Origin of the sequence: Pseudoalteromonas sp. SG43-5 (assembly GCF_014164345.1) — a bacterium.
In the GTDB taxonomy this organism is placed as follows: Bacteria; Pseudomonadota; Gammaproteobacteria; order Enterobacterales; family Alteromonadaceae; genus Pseudoalteromonas; species Pseudoalteromonas distincta.
The window spans coordinates 1-15246 of record NZ_JACJFA010000011.1; the positions used below are offsets into that span (position 1 = coordinate 1).

A 15246-nucleotide genomic window follows, 5' to 3' on the forward strand; every position below is an offset into this window, starting at 1 on the left:
AAACGAAACAGCGCCGATGATAGTGTAGCATTTGCTATGTGAAAGTAGGACATTACCAGGCTTCAAATTGTAGAAAGCCCGAATCTAACGATTCGGGCTTTTTTACGTCTGCAGAAAAGTAAAATGTGCGCAATTATCATCCACTCACAGCAACACCCATCTCGTAGGCCGGGCGAGCGCAGCGACTCCCGACGTTAAAATCACATCGGTAATAACTATAGTGTTCTTATTTCACGAGCTGGATTACCCGCTACTACGGTATTAGCCATTACATTTTTAGTTACTACAGATCCTGCACCCACAATACTATTTTCACCAATACTCACACCCGCTAAAATAATAGCGCCTGCGCCAATCCATACGTTATTGCCTAACGCGATAGGGGCTGCAAAGTTTTCTTTATTAAGCCTTTCTGCTGGATTAGTAGCATGTGACACAGATAAAAGCTGAACGTTCGGGCCTATTAAACAGTCATCACCTATGGTGATTGAGTAATTGGCTAATGGCGAATCTAGGAGTGTGCAATTAATATTTATAAAAGTACGATCACCAATAACTATTTGATTGCCATAATCGCAATGAAACCCTGACTCTATAATTACGCCTTCACCGCATTGAGCGAATAGCTCTTTAATGCGTTTTAAATTACCTTTACTCGGGCTTTTATTGAATAATCGGCATATCTCGCCTGTTTGTTTTCTTTGCATTAAATATGGCTTAGTCACGCTATTAAATAATTTCATTGAGTTTGTTATTCATTTATATGCATACATTATTAAGTATTATCTCATGCTTATATATTTTACTGAAAAGTTGTTATTACCTTTTTGTATGGGCTAAAAAGGTTTTAAACAAATTTTGACTTTTATTATATTCCTTTTTAAAAAAGCTTTAATAATGTAAAATTCATGTTACAAGGAGTAAGTAATGAAATTAAATAAACAAACTAAATTATTCTGTTTAACAATTATTTTAGCCGGTTGTGGGGGAGGGGGTAATGATGCCAGCCAACCTGCTAATAATGATTCTGGTTCTTCTGGAAAAACTAAATTTGTTAAGCCTGATTATCAAAATACGCCTACCTATGACGGTGAATTATCTTTATTTGAAATAACAGCAAGTAATGTAACTCAACTAACAACTCAGTACTCATATCTAATAGATAGCCTAAATTCCATAGTATTTGGAGAGGATTATCAAAATCTATTTCTCCACGACCCAGTGCTAGATAACCAATCTGATAATTTCGGTTGTGTTACAGGCTCTGCTGAGATGAAAGAGGAAGAGGCTAATCAGCACTATATAATTACTTATAACAATTGCTCTGCTGCTGGGTGGGTTTTTAATGGGCAATCTGATATTTATATCGAAAACTCTAACGCTGAATTTGTTTTAGAATATGGGGTAGTACCTAGTTTAACAATTAGTAACGAAGTGCTTGGGGTTACCTATTTAACAGAAGGTTTTGCTATTGCTAATAGTCAGGGAGTAAATAGTGACAGTAGCGCTACTGTGAATATTCAATTTAAAGGTGCTGATGAAAATTCCCTTGATATTTTATTCTCTAATGTAAGGCTTGATGCTGTTTTAGATGCAACCAATGTTGGGTATGGTATTGGTTTTAATGGCGAAGTTTATTTTAGTGATTTAGGAAAACTAACAATAAAAACTGATGAGTTTTATCCAACCAATGATATATCTCTGCCTTCAATAATAGGAGCAAAGTACACCCTAATATCACAAAATACTGCTAGTGTAGCTCTCAAAGCTAATGGCATTTCGACCATACATCTATCTAATGAATTTTTGCCACTAGAGTTTTATTTAACTGACTTAGATAATGTTTATAACAATACTGCCAACTCTATTCCTATAGCAAGTATTTCAGGCTCGAACAAAGCTCTACGACACTCTATCCTTACTCTTGATGCAACGCAGTCCAAGGACCCTGATTTTGAACCATTAGGTTATGAGTGGAAATTAATAACTTTTCCGCAGAATGCTAGTTGGCAACTTGGCACCGGTAGCAAAATTGACTTTATTGGAGACCTACCTGGCCTTTATCGTATTTCGTTAACAGTTGTAGACCCAAGTGGTGCAGAAAATACTGTGGAGCATGAGTTTAAATTAGAAAAACTGCCAGCAATTGTTTCTGACATTACTGCATATGATGAAATAGAATTAGGTGAACACTATACAGCCATTATTAACTTATCTAATGATGAGTTCGATGGTCCTTTTGAATACAAAATTGCTTATGGGCCAAGTAATATCTCGATTTCAGAACAAGGAGAGATTAATTGGTTAAGCAACGCGCCTGACTTTGGTAGTAATTTAAACGTAAATTTTGCTGTTGATATCTCAAACTCTGACAATCAAATAAGAATTAAGCACCAAATCAACCTTCAATCACTCGGTGGCGTAGATAATCGCTCAGTTGGTTATGTGAACAACTCAACATCCAGTGTAGCTTCAATTAAGCTTTCGAACCAAAAAAGGGGTGTATTACGCGGTAATGATAATTATATCTTAAGTCTCAGTGAGACAGGGTTGCTAGAATACAATAAATGGATACCTCCCTTACCTTCAAATGTTGAGCATGTAGGTGCATTTCTGAATCAGTCAGGGACGCAACTAAATTGGCTAAGTATTACTTACAACCAAGAGGCAGCTAAACATCAAATATTTTTAACTAATGAGGGTTCAAGTAGTTTGCTGATAGATGATGTTTCGGCTGAAAATTATAACTCTATGGTATTTGATTATAACGGCGATGGTATTGAAGATATTCTTCTTTCGGCGGGGCATTCGTATGATAGCTATCTTATTAATGGAAATGATCTTTCTATCACTACGCTTATTGTTGCGCCGGACCTTTCACTTAATTATTCAAATCGCTTGATTCAAGTTTGTGATTTGAATAACGACGGCTTTAAAGAGTTAATTGATAGGGAAAGTATATTTGATGTCAAACAGAACAAATACCTGATAGGACCCTATTCTGAATATAAATTTAAGGCATTTACCAGTGGTGATAATTGTCGTGTAACTAGATATAAGGCCTCCGAACATTATAGTGAACTAATATGGTGGGAAGGTGGTGAACTGCAGGTGGGTAGTGAAAAGTTTGAGACTAATTTCAATGATGGTATTTCGATTAGCCTTGAAGTAGATAGTCCTTATAGTCATGTTTATTTTTCTAATTCAAAAGAGCTTTATTACTTTGATCAGCAGTGGCAATTGTTCTCTGTATCTATTGCTGAAAACCCCATTGGGAGAGTAATAGGTGCTGTTGATTTTGATAATGATGGAATACAGTCATTATTAGTAAGCAAAACAGATAGTTTAGAAGGAAGTTATTTATACGAAGAATATGCGATGCAAAGCTTTAGCTATGAGAATGGGCTATGGCAGCTTGAGTATTCATCAGTGGCTCAAGGTCAACTTCCTAATCTTCATATTGTTGGTGCTGTTGATGATACGGTTAGCATTTCAGATTTTGGCCGTTCGGCTAAGGTAACGCACAATAATGCACCTGTTACTTTCACTGGAGAGATGCTGTTAACGCAAGATAATGAAAATCAAATTGAGTATTCATTAACTCAAATTAACAACGAGACATTTATTGTTAAACGCAATACAGGTTCAACCAGTGTAATTTGGCAAACTAGCGTTGCAGAAGTGACTTTTTCTAATTCGTATGATTTTGCTTTTACAGAGTCCGAAACACACTTGAGCTTTAAAAGTGATATTAGATATTACACAATCGCTAAACAAACAGGAGAAGTCGTATCAAGAGCCTACTTTCCTTACTTGCCGTCTGAGGAGTTGTCAAAAATAATAATAGGTTATTACGATTTAGGTATAGCTTTTTACGAAAATCCAAGCTTATCACCCATTTCAATTGACAGTAGCAATTGGCCTGTACCTTTAGATTTCTTACAAGAAACAACAAGCCATGTAGCGCATGTACATGCTATTCAGCTAGATTCAGATCCTCAACTAGAGCTAATAATTGATTATCGTACTTTTGGTACTTTCGATGAAGAAGGTGGTTTAATAGTATTAGATACGAAAACGAAAGCATTAGAAATTTTGGACGAACAACAAATTAAGGGCTTTACAATTTACCACAAAGAGAAAATCCTCGATGAAGCTATAGGTGGCGTTTATGGCCGAAACTATCTGGCGCATTACTCTATAGAAAAAACAATTAGCCTAGTGGATAAGTTATCAAATCAAGTTATTTGGGAGAGTCCACAAATCTCGAATAATTACCACGATGTATTAATTCAAAAAGATGAGCGTGATTCTTGGAGTTTATATATTTTAGGTAGTGAGTTTTTAATATATCCTTATTTGAACTAAAAAATAATAGCGTGCTCAGTAATCTAGTTTCTAGCTCACTGAGCAAGTTAGAATGTTTCACCACATCTACATGCTGTTAAATTAAAAAGCGCACATTGCGCTTTTTTTACTCATTCACTTGCCATTTAGGTTGTTTCGTTTAAAATCGCATAACTTTCGAAATGAAACTTAATTCACGAGCTTTATGACTAAACGAAACACACAGCAGCGTCGTCACAATATACTGGTTCAAGTTAATGAATTAGGTGAAGTAGCCGTTGAAAAGTTAGCACAGCAGTTTCAAACATCTGAAGTAACCATTCGAAAAGATTTAACCGCGCTTGAAAAAAGTGGCTTATTGCTGCGCCGTTACGGCGGTGCTATTGCTCTGCCTAAAGAAATTGTTAGCGATGAAATAGATTCAAAGCGCAAAGTAGCTATAGCTAAGGCAGCAGCAAAACTTATAAAAGATCATAACCGCATTATTATTGATAGCGGGCGTACTACTGCTGCGATGATCCCCGAGCTTGCTGATAAGCGTGGGCTAGTTGTAATGACAAACGCAATTAAAGTAGCGAGTCGTTTATTAGCACTTGAGAACGAGCCAACACTTTTGATGACCGGTGGAACATGGGATCCACATTCTGAATCATTTCAGGGGCAAGTTGCCGAAAACGTATTATGCTCTTACGACTTTGATCAGCTCTTTATTGGTGCGGATGGTATAGATGTAAAACGTGGCACAACAACCTTTAATGAGTTAGTTGGTTTGAGCCAAGTAATGGCAAAAGCGGCTCGTGAAGTAATTGTAATGGTTGAATCAGATAAGATTGGCCGAAAAATACCAAATTTAGAATTACCGTGGAAAATAGTAACCACATTAATAACCGACAATGGCTTAGCAGATGAAAAGCGCAAAGCAATTGAGGCGTGTGGTGTAAAACTAATTTGCGCTGAATTTATTGAGTAGCCACAAAGTGGTAAATATACAAGATTATTGGAGAGATTATGTGTGGAATAGTTGGGGCAGTTGCAGAACGTCCAGTAAATAGAATACTGATTGAAGGGCTGAAGCGACTTGAATACCGTGGCTACGACTCTGCCGGTGTAGCACTACTAGAAGGCTCTACGCTAAATACTGTAAAAGCAGTAGGTAAAGTAGTTAACGTAGAAGCAGCTCTAGAAAAAGCAGGTGTTAGCGGTCATACAGGTATTGCACATACGCGCTGGGCAACACATGGTAGCGTTACAGAAGCAAATGCACACCCACATGTATCAAACAACCAGTTAGCACTTGTGCACAACGGTATTATTGAAAACCACGCAAGCTTACGCGCATCGCTTAAAGAAGAAGGCTACGAGTTTCTATCTGAAACCGATACCGAAGTAATGGTGCACTTAATTCATAAGCTTCGTAAGCAGCACACTAGTTTACTTACAGCAGTACAAGCTGCTGTTAAACAGTTTGAAGGCGCTTTTGGTACAGTTGTATTTGATAAAGCGAACGACAACGAAATCATTGTAGCGCGCTCAGGTAGCCCTCTTGTTATTGGTTTAGGCCTTGGCGAAAACTTTATAGCTTCTGATCAGTTAGCACTATTACCTGTTACTCGTAGCTTCATCTTTTTAGAAGAAGGCGATGTAGCGCGTATTACACGTGACACAGTAGAAATTTTTGATGAAAATGGCGACGCTGTAGAGCGTGAAGTGATTGAGTCAAACATTACACAAGATGCATCAGGCAAAGGCGACTACCGCCACTACATGCTAAAAGAAATCTACGAGCAACCACTTGCGGTACGTAATACCCTTGAAGGGCGTTTAAACGACGACCGCGTAGCAATTGATGCCTTTGGCGAAAGCGCTCAGCAAATATTTAAAGACGTAAAACACGTGCAAATTATTGCCTGTGGTACGTCTTACCATTCAGGTATGGTTGCACGTTATTGGCTTGAGCAATTTGCAGGCGTTAGCTGTAATGTAGAAATAGCTTCAGAATTTAGATACCGTCAGTCGTTTGTTCATGAAAATAGCTTACTTGTTACTATTTCTCAATCGGGTGAAACTGCCGATACGCTAGCTGCATTACGCCTAGCTAAAGAGCAAGGTTACATGGCCTCAATGACCATTTGTAACGTACCTGGTTCATCGCTTGTACGCGAATCAGACCTAGCCTTTATGACTAAAGCTGGCGCTGAAATAGGCGTGGCTTCTACTAAAGCATTTACAACGCAATTAGTTGGTTTGTTAATGCTTACTGCGTCTATAGCTCAAGAAAAACAGCTTGATCAAAGTGCTATTGTTAATGCTATAAAAGTACTACCTGCTAAGCTTGAAGAAACATTACTGCTTGCAGATGGCATTGCAGACCTTGCAGAAGAATTTGCCGACAAGCATCACTCACTGTTTTTAGGTCGTGGCTCACAATATCCAATCGCAATGGAAGGTGCGCTTAAGCTTAAAGAGATTTCGTACATTCACGCAGAAGCCTACGCAGCGGGCGAGCTAAAACATGGCCCACTCGCACTTATTGATGCTGACATGCCAATTATTGTTGTAGCACCAAACAATGAGTTATTAGAAAAGCTTAAATCAAACGTAGAAGAAGTACGCGCACGTGGCGGCATTATTTACGTATTCGCAGATAAAGATTCACACTTTGAGTCAGACGACACAATGCGTGTAATCAACGTAAACCACACTGACGACATAATTGCGCCAATTGTTTACACACTGCCATTACAGTTACTGTCGTACTACGTAGCGGTAATTAAAGGTACCGATGTTGACCAACCACGTAACTTAGCTAAATCTGTTACGGTTGAGTAAAATCAATGCGTTATGATTTTTTTGCACGTTAAATAATGTTTAAAACACTGTTTAATGTGCGCAACTATCGCCAAAGTTCGAATCTAAAAAGCACGCTACTAGCTTTAAAGTATGCAACTAAAACGGCCACAATAAGTGGCCGTTTTTTGTATGTATACCTTTTTGATTAAGAATGTATAATTTTCAACTTATATTGGTATATTACTATTAGTAATAAACTTAAGAGTATTCAATAATAGAAATTTAAGTTTAAAAAACAAATACTCACTAAGTTGAATCAAGGCTTAAATGGAGTTAGCTGTGGAAAATATAATGGGTAACTTTTATTTTCTTTCTGAACACGATGAGCTTTAACCGCATGGAGCAAAAAGCCAATGCGTCATTAGAGTGCGCCAGTAGCCTCACTCAATCTTTTCTTACAAATGTTAAAGCTGAACGTGAGGCTCTTTCAAGTAAAAAGCAAAGAAAAAAACAGTCAAAAGGCACAATAAAAACAATATGAGAATGTTAGAGGGAACAACACACAATGGCCAGTAGACCTGTTTTCATCCCGTCAAAGGACTTCCCATTTGTTAAGGAAGTCATGGTTGAATTTAAGTGGCATGCTGGCTTTGCCGTGTCGCAGAAACAAAAATCAATTGTGGAGTTCCATGAAGCTATTGATGCACTTGGGCTAGGAAAATCGTCATTAGAGATTTCTTCGAAAAGTAGTTTGGAAATAGGTACTGCCCTTAGTGCATTTAATTTAAAAGTGGAATTAGGCAATGGCCAATATGTGGCTGTAGAAAACATTTTTCAAGCAGCAAAGATATTTGAACAGGGTGGTCCATTTAAAGATTTGTTACAAACAACACCACTAGAGGCGAAACGTGATATTCGATTAAAAGAATCAGGTGATATGGTCGGTTTTAGAGGCAAAGAAGGTGTGTGGCCTTTAGAGCCTAAAACCTTATTTTATGATTGGATATACATAAACGCATTATATCGTCAAAGTGAATTAGCCTCAGCCGTTTTAGCGTTTGATAGTTTTACCGATATAGAATTCAATCCGGCTAAAAGCTTTAATTGTCAGGCTCGCTCTGTTGCGCTGTATATTGCTCTATTTAACTCAGGTCAACTACAATCCGTTCTAGAGGACTCGAATAAATATAAGCAACTAATGATGCAAGATGCAGAGGGAACTATACAGAAGCCTGTACAAAAGAATCTTATCTAAGAATAGGCGCAGTAAATAATGGTTCGTTTACTGCGAATAAGTCAGACTTTAAAGAAAGTAAATTAAATGCTGCTTGGTACTGCTTTAATTTTTTTTCGCTTGGGAGATGAACAGTTTTAATGTTTTGAATCGAAATTTGATCTTTGACTAACACTTCAGCTTGAATATCAGTGGTGAAATGCGACGGTAGGTTTTGTCTACTATATGTTTTTGATGGCGTTTTAACTTGCTCTTTGAACATGTTGTCGAACGCATTTAACCCCGGATTAATACCATAATTTTTTGCTGCATTTGAAGCGGCATTACAGACTGAAAACAAAGTGTCTGGCCGCAATAAAGGCTCCGTATTTAATTGCAAAATACACCAATCAAAATGTTTTAATTCTGGGCGTTTAGAGTACTTATTTAATAAATACCAATGAGGTCGAGATAGGCTTAAGTTAATGTAGTTTCTTAAACCATCAAGCCGTTCAGCGTCCATGTGATCAACATAATCCCCAGTGTAAAACCCATCATTTGTTAGTTTAAGTTGATCGATTAAAGTTCGGGAATAAATAAATTCCCGCTCTAAAATACTAAATAGATTTTCAATAGTAGTGAAATGGTAGAGACTATCGATTTTTCTTTCGTTAATACGTTGTGCGATTGTCATTGACTATTGCAACTCAATCAAACTAGGGTCTATCTCAGCGATATATCGAGAGGGTTTGCCGGAATAGGTAATGAGTAATGATTTCATTGCTCGTGTCATACAAGTATATAGTAAGCGCCTTTCAGTCGTTAAGTGAAGGTCGTCGTCAGGCTCGCTAAAGCCTGACAGAATAGGTAAATTGTCGTCATTTAAATCTAAAATAATGACATGGTCAAATTGTAGCCCTTTGACTCCCTGCATAGTTAACGCTTTAACTACGGAACTATTGCTATCATTAGTTTTTACTTTTACTGCATTAATGTTAAACCCAGCTAATTGTCTAACTGCATTATCTACACCTCTATTGGTGCGATGTAATATACAAACTGTTTCATTCGGTGAGTTACGTGTTATTTTTTGGATGCTTGCAGCAATAAATGCGTACTCTTCAAATAAGCTATTACATTTTTTAATAACCGGTTTATCACCCTCGGTCGTATTAACTTCTACACTCGTAAACTCTTCAGAGTCATTGTCTTTGGCTAATAATGATAATGCCGCTTTGGCTATTGGTTGGGGATTACGGTAATTTATTTTAAATTCGACTGTTCTACCACCTGCCACGTTTAAACCGACTTCTTTCCAACTAAAACCACTTTTATAAATACGCTGGGCTGCATCAGCAATTATTGTGATGCTATTAGTTGTTTTAGATACAATTTTAACTAATACTGCCATTTGAGCTTTATTTAAATCTTGCGCTTCGTCTATCACTAAATGAGTGAAAGGAGGATCAAAGGCATTGCCTTTTTCCTTGATAATATTAAGAGTTAGCAAGGCATAATCATCAAAATCAACCTTACCTTGCGCTAGCAACGCTTGATTATATTTTGTAAAAACTTCCCATATAGTTTCTCTATCTTTAGCTGTAACCCTGTCCTTTGTGCCTCTTCCAGAGCGAACTGTTGATATATATTCATCTTTAGAATTAATAAGCTTACCTTTCAACCATGAAATTTCATCCGTGAAAAAATCTAGGGATTTACTCAGAATTCGTGAATTTTCGGTAGTTTTAGGAATCGAACGGATTATTTGAGCCAATATTGACTGTATTTGATTATCGAAAAGTGTTTTCCCAAACAAATTTTTACCATTTTGGAGGATAAAAGCAAAAGCCCATTTATGAAAATTTATTATTTTCATACTAGAGTAATCATTTTCGTTAAGGCTATGGGTTAGCGTAGATAGATAATTTGATAGAGTTGTACCGAAAGTGAAAATAGCGACTTTACTAGGTTCAAACATATCAGCATGGGTATCCATTAAATGGCATGCACGGTAAACAGCTACGGTAGTCTTTCCACTACCGGCAGCCCCCTTAATTTGTATTGGGCCTTCATGATTTAATGTGAGAACTTTTCTTTGTTCACCAACCAACGTAATACGCTTTAACAATTGAAATTCCTTTTTTCTTAACTTACTGATTATTAGTAAATATACCCTTTTGATAATTAATAGTACTCTTAATTAACTTAGTGATAAACTAATTTTGAAGCAAGCATACTCTAAATGTTATAGCTGTTAAGTATTTGAAGTAAGAAAAAACTTAACTTCCCTTTTTGGTAATAATAACTATAATTCCCTTGTTGGGAACTTTGAGGCAAGATGAAGGTCTTAGGAAGAGACAAACTTACAGAGTTTAGTCAAAAGCATGCTAACGCAAAAAAAGCACTTGAAGTTTGGTTTTCAGAAGCCAATGAAGCTGAGTGGAAAACACCCCAAGATATAAAGAGCCGATATCGAAGCGCAGATTTTTTAGCTGATAATAGGGTGATCTTTAATGTAAAAGGTAACCATTACAGGTTAGTTGTGAAAGTGAGATATCAAAATGGCATTGCTGTGATTGAATGGGTTGGAACCCATTCGGAGTATGACAAGCAACGCTTTTAAGGAGGTATTATGGGCCACATTAAGTTAATTAAATCGTCTCAAGATCATGAGCAAGCTTTAGCGCGTGTCATGATATTAATGGATTTTGATCCCGCTCCAGATTCAGCAGAAAGTGATGAGCTGGACTTACTGGCATTTTTAATTGAAAAGTACGAGGAAGAAGCGTTTCCTATTGACTCCCCTGATCCAATTGAAGCAATAAAATTTCGTATGGAGCAACAGGGCTTGATTAAAAAAGATTTAGTGCCTTATTTTGGATCTGCTTCTAAAGTAACTGAAGTACTAAACGGCACACGAAGTTTAAGCCTTAATATGATTCGTAAGCTAAGCGCGGGCTTAGGAATATCTGCTGATGTGTTGATTAAAGAGCCTTGCGATAAAAGCGCTATCTCAAAAGATATTAATTGGGATGCCTTTCCTATAACTGAAATGCGATCTCGTGGATATTTTGAAGGATTTAAAGGCTCAATAAATGAATTGAAAGAGTATTCAATTGAGAAGCTTAATCAGTTTTTAACGTCTGTACCCAATGGATTTTCTTTAAAACCAGCATTGTTAAGAACCACAGCTCATTTACGCTCAAATGACAAAGAGACTGATAGCTATGCTTTATGGGCTTGGCAAGTTAGGGTTTTACAAAAAGCGCAATTGGAGCAGCTCCCAGTAAAATATGTAAAAGGGACTGTTGATGCTAATTGGATGAAAAAATTAGCGCAATTGTCGTGGTCTGATCAGGGGCCTAAATTAGCTAAAGAGTTTTTAAACCGCCATGGTCTTCATTTAATTATTGAAGGTCACTTACCAAAAACGTATTTGGACGGTGCTGTATGTATTTGTGCAAGCGGGAACCCTGTTGTTGCACTTACATTACGCCACGATAAGTTAGATAACTTTTGGTTTTCTTTAATGCATGAATTAGCGCATATCGCGTTGCATTTAGATGGAACCGAGACTTGGTACTTGGATAATTTAGATGCAGAAGGTGGCGATAAAGTTGAACAAGAAGCCGATGCATTGGCCCAAGAAAGCTTAATTCCATCAGGTTATTTGAACCATTTAGAAATGCAAGATACTAGTTCAGTCCGTAAATTTGCGAGTAGCCTTAGTATCTCCCCTTGTATTGTTGCCGGCAGAGTTCGCCATGAGCTCAATGATCATTCTAAATTTGGCAAAGCATTTAGAGATAAAGTAAAAAGCCATTTTAAAAAATAAACTTCGTTTTCAATAGTAATGGGTAGGTATGATTCTACCTGTTACTTTACAGCATAAAGCTTCGTTCGATTAAAAAGGCTATTTTGTGTTGTAAATTCAATTATCAGATGCACGAATCCACTCTATAACAGTTCTCTTTTTCTAAAACTACATTTAAATCACTAATACCTACTTAATAAGCGCTAAATACGCTAAAATTGCAGGCTACTTTTTTAGCAATAAGCCCGTAATAAATATGACCTCAGCCACAAGCCCTAGCACTTTTTCCGAACTTGGCCTTATTCCAGAGCTATTAGCTCGATTAACCGATTTGGAATATACCCAGCCTACGCCAATTCAAGCTAAGGCTATACCTAGTGTGCTTGCGGGCAGTGATCTAATTGCAGGGGCAAATACTGGCTCAGGTAAAACAGCAACGTTTGCATTACCTATGTTGCAAAAAGCTTTCCTAGAGCAGGGCGCTAAAAGTACTGCAAGCAAAGGTAACTTTGTAACGGGGCTTATTTTGGTACCTACCCGTGAGCTTGCTACGCAAGTGGCCGATAGTGTTAAATCGTACTCTGCAAACTTTAATGGCGCGATTAAAACAGTAGCAGTGTTTGGTGGTGTGTCGGTTAATACACAAATGCAGGCTCTTCGTGGCGGTGCTGATATTATAGTGGCAACACCAGGACGTTTACTCGATTTAATCTCAAGCAATGCTATTAAGCTCGATAAACTAAATACGCTTGTGCTTGATGAAGCCGACCGCATGCTAAGCCTTGGTTTTACTGAAGAGCTTGCTGAGCTTTTAGCGTTAATGCCTGCTAAAAAACAAACAATGTTGTTTTCAGCTACTTTCCCTGAGCAAGTTCAGCTATTAACGCAAGATCTATTAAGCGACCCTGTTGAAATACAAGTTCAAAGTAAAGACGAAAGTACGTTAGTACAGCGTGTTTTTACCGTAAATAAAGGCGAGAAAACTACTGTTTTAGCGCATTTAATTAAAAAACATAAATGGCGCCAAGCGCTGATTTTTGTAAACGCTAAAAAAGACTGTGAACACTTAGCCAGTAAACTTGAAAAGCGCGGTGTTAATGCACAAGTTTTCCATGGCGATAAAGGCCAAAGTGAGCGTACTCGCGTAATAGAAAAATTTAAAGCGGGCGAAATCGAAGTACTTATCGCAACCGATATTGCTGCACGTGGTTTAGATATTGAAAAGCTGCCAGTGGTAATAAACTTTAATCTACCACGAAGCCCTTCTGATTATATGCACCGTATTGGTCGAAGCGGCCGTGCTGGTGAAGTAGGCTTAGCACTTTCATTGGTTGATTATGAAGATTTGCATCACTTTAAAATAATCGAGAAGAAAAACAAACTACGTCTTGAACGTGAGGAAATAGCTGGCTTTGCCGTTAACCAAGCTAATCTTGATGCTGCCGAGGCGCTTAAAAATGAAAAGCCAATGGCAAAACCAGAAGGCACAGGCAAGAAAAAGAAAAAAAATAAAGCCGATGATATAGATGATGTATGGAGTGGCTGGCGCCGTAAGTAACAATAGAGCTAAATAAATAGCTGTAAAAAACCCGTAATTAGTAGACCTAATTACGGGTTTTTTGTTTTGTGGCTTTAACTTAAAGCGTTAGTTTTAAATTAATGGTCGTGATCTTCATCTTCTATTTCTTGTGCAATCCCTAACCAGGTAATGCTTGCAGGTGGAAAAGTTAACTCTAGCTCACTTTCAATTTCTAAGTCTTCAAGGTGTACTTGCACAACGTGCTGAGCAATAGGGTCGGCTACATAAGCAAACTGACCATTTTGTGCCACTGTCATGCTAAAGCTCATACCCTCAGGCATGGTTGATACATCTTGCTCGGTAATATCAACTTGGCCTTCATGCTCCCAATGCATTTCGCCATCATGGTCGTGTGCGCTAAATACATTTAAAAAGCCTAAGCTGTCTAATATTAAAAAGTGCTCGCCATGGGCAGAAAAAGAGTACGACACAGCACTTGCGCCATCGGCTAGTTGCCATTCTAATTCTTCCATTTGTGCTGTTGCTGGGTTAATAGTTACAATTACGGCTTCGCCGCCACCATGGCCAGACGCTACACCAATAAAGGTCTCGCTATCTTCGTGGCCATAAATACTACCAATACGTAAATCGCCAACGGCTGCAATATTCGCTATTTTTTCAGCTTCGTATTCATCTTCGTGCTGGTGGGCTAATAACACGCCATCGCTACAACCAAATATTACATAGTCATGGTTTTGTGCTGCACCGTGTAAATCAGAGCACGTAACTTCTAAGGTTTGTTCAAGCTCGTATTCACCATCATGAAAATGATAAACACCTACTTGGTCTGGCAATACTTTAGCAACCGATGTGCTTTCGCTGTCATCACGGCGAATGGTTGATAATAAATGCTCACCGCGAGGCTCTGCTACACCGTGCATATTAATATCGTAGCTAATACCAGGCAGGCTTGCTGTTGCGCTTGTTATGTTGTTATCTGTTAATACTTCAACAGAGGCAACCGTGCCTGAGTCTGCATCACCATCATAAAAAACAGCTAATTGCCCGTCGTGAGTTATTAAGTGTGTAGGGCGACTACCACTTGTTAACTCATAGCTGCTAGCCGCTGGGCTTTGCTCGTAATCGTGCAGGTGCTCGCCATGGTCTTCACGCCATAAACCACCATCAATAAAGCCTAAGTAATCTTGTGCGCGGCTTGCAATAACGGCATAACGAAAATCAGGTGATGACGATAGCGTGTTAGAATCATTCGTCAGGGTAAATGTTTCAAGTAAAGCGTTGTCATCTAGGTCATAAAAGCTGGCTTCGTTGCTGTTGCCTGCAAGCACAGCTAACCTGCCTAATGAGTCAATAGTGTAGCCATCATCATGGTCGTGATCATCATCGGCATGATCGTGCTCGTCTTCTACAACAATAGGATCTTTTTCTACAATATTGGTCTCTGCATCGCTACAGGCTGTAATAAATGTAGTGCTAATAGCCAGTGCAATAAGCTTTAATTTGTATAGTTTTTTCATGTTTATTTCCTTTAATTATAATTTT

11 protein-coding genes are annotated in these 15246 nt (G+C 38.0%); 7 read left to right on the plus strand and 4 right to left on the minus strand.

What is annotated here, in order from left to right; genetic code table 11:
- Positions 1-215: 215 nt before the first annotated feature.
- Positions 216-743 (minus strand): sugar O-acetyltransferase, encoded by a 528-nt coding sequence (locus tag H5161_RS12410; RefSeq protein WP_182769418.1) that lies wholly within the window; start codon positions 741-743, stop codon positions 216-218.
- Between the two features lie 184 nt (positions 744-927).
- Here H5161_RS12410 and H5161_RS12415 point away from each other — a divergent pair, with 184 nt between their 5' ends.
- The 4 genes from H5161_RS12415 (at position 928) to H5161_RS12430 (ending at position 8392) form a co-directional block, all read left to right on the plus strand.
- On the plus strand, positions 928-4368 hold the full coding sequence (locus H5161_RS12415) for a VCBS repeat-containing protein (protein WP_182769419.1): 3441 nt from the start codon (positions 928-930) through the stop codon (positions 4366-4368).
- Positions 4369-4552: 184 nt separating this feature from the next.
- The gene (locus H5161_RS12420; protein WP_024596999.1) at positions 4553-5317 is read left to right on the plus strand and encodes a DeoR/GlpR family DNA-binding transcription regulator; all 765 of its coding nucleotides are present in this window, start codon (positions 4553-4555) and stop codon (positions 5315-5317) included.
- Between the two features lie 38 nt (positions 5318-5355).
- The gene (gene glmS, locus H5161_RS12425) at positions 5356-7176 is read left to right on the plus strand and encodes a glutamine--fructose-6-phosphate transaminase (isomerizing) (protein ID WP_182693291.1); all 1821 of its coding nucleotides are present in this window, start codon (positions 5356-5358) and stop codon (positions 7174-7176) included.
- A 526-nt stretch (positions 7177-7702) separates the two neighbouring features.
- On the plus strand, positions 7703-8392 hold the full coding sequence (locus H5161_RS12430; RefSeq protein WP_182769420.1) for a DUF6977 family protein: 690 nt from the start codon (positions 7703-7705) through the stop codon (positions 8390-8392).
- On the opposite strand, the gene H5161_RS12435 is transcribed toward H5161_RS12430, so the two are convergent.
- Both H5161_RS12435 and H5161_RS12440 read right to left on the minus strand, forming a co-directional pair.
- The gene (locus H5161_RS12435) at positions 8385-9044 is read right to left on the minus strand and encodes a DarT ssDNA thymidine ADP-ribosyltransferase family protein (RefSeq protein WP_182769421.1); all 660 of its coding nucleotides are present in this window, start codon (positions 9042-9044) and stop codon (positions 8385-8387) included. The two genes, H5161_RS12430 and H5161_RS12435, sit on opposite strands and share 8 nt — an antisense overlap.
- Before the next feature lie 3 nt (positions 9045-9047).
- Entirely contained in the window at positions 9048-10478 is a 1431-nt protein-coding gene (locus H5161_RS12440) for a UvrD-helicase domain-containing protein (protein ID WP_182769422.1), read from the minus strand.
- 210 nt (positions 10479-10688) lie between these two features.
- Here H5161_RS12440 and H5161_RS12445 point away from each other — a divergent pair, with 210 nt between their 5' ends.
- The 3 genes from H5161_RS12445 to H5161_RS12455 all read left to right on the plus strand — a co-directional run bounded on the left by H5161_RS12445 (position 10689) and on the right by H5161_RS12455 (position 13722).
- Complete coding sequence (locus H5161_RS12445) at positions 10689-10973, plus strand: type II toxin-antitoxin system HigB family toxin (RefSeq protein ID WP_182769423.1); 285 nt, start codon at positions 10689-10691, stop codon at positions 10971-10973.
- Positions 10974-10982: 9 nt separating this feature from the next.
- A complete protein-coding gene (locus H5161_RS12450) occupies positions 10983-12185 on the plus strand; it encodes an ImmA/IrrE family metallo-endopeptidase (RefSeq protein ID WP_182769424.1) in 1203 nt (400 codons plus the stop codon).
- 235 nt (positions 12186-12420) lie between these two features.
- Positions 12421-13722, plus strand: coding sequence for a DEAD/DEAH box helicase (locus H5161_RS12455; RefSeq protein ID WP_182769425.1), 1302 nt, complete (start codon positions 12421-12423; stop codon positions 13720-13722).
- A 98-nt stretch (positions 13723-13820) separates the two neighbouring features.
- Here the strand turns inward: H5161_RS12455 and H5161_RS12460 are convergent, their stop codons facing one another.
- Positions 13821-15221, minus strand: coding sequence for a 5-methyltetrahydrofolate--homocysteine methyltransferase (locus H5161_RS12460; RefSeq protein WP_182769426.1), 1401 nt, complete (start codon positions 15219-15221; stop codon positions 13821-13823).
- Positions 15222-15246: the final 25 nt, after the last annotated feature.

Excerpts from the sequence above, each read along its gene's own strand:
- H5161_RS12420 (WP_024596999.1), top strand. The coding sequence starts at position 4,553 with ATGACTAAACGAAACACACAGCAGCGTCGTCACAATATACTGGTTCAA.
- H5161_RS12415 (WP_182769419.1), top strand. The coding sequence starts at position 928 with ATGAAATTAAATAAACAAACTAAATTATTCTGTTTAACAATTATTTTA.
- H5161_RS12445 (WP_182769423.1), top strand. The coding sequence starts at position 10,689 with ATGAAGGTCTTAGGAAGAGACAAACTTACAGAGTTTAGTCAAAAGCAT.
- H5161_RS12450 (WP_182769424.1), top strand. The coding sequence starts at position 10,983 with ATGGGCCACATTAAGTTAATTAAATCGTCTCAAGATCATGAGCAAGCT.
- H5161_RS12410 (WP_182769418.1), bottom strand. The coding sequence starts at position 743 with ATGAAATTATTTAATAGCGTGACTAAGCCATATTTAATGCAAAGAAAA.
- H5161_RS12455 (WP_182769425.1), top strand. The coding sequence starts at position 12,421 with ATGACCTCAGCCACAAGCCCTAGCACTTTTTCCGAACTTGGCCTTATT.
- H5161_RS12460 (WP_182769426.1), bottom strand. The coding sequence starts at position 15,221 with ATGAAAAAACTATACAAATTAAAGCTTATTGCACTGGCTATTAGCACT.
- H5161_RS12430 (WP_182769420.1), top strand. The coding sequence starts at position 7,703 with ATGGCCAGTAGACCTGTTTTCATCCCGTCAAAGGACTTCCCATTTGTT.
- H5161_RS12435 (WP_182769421.1), bottom strand. The coding sequence starts at position 9,044 with ATGACAATCGCACAACGTATTAACGAAAGAAAAATCGATAGTCTCTAC.
- glmS (WP_182693291.1), top strand. The coding sequence starts at position 5,356 with ATGTGTGGAATAGTTGGGGCAGTTGCAGAACGTCCAGTAAATAGAATA.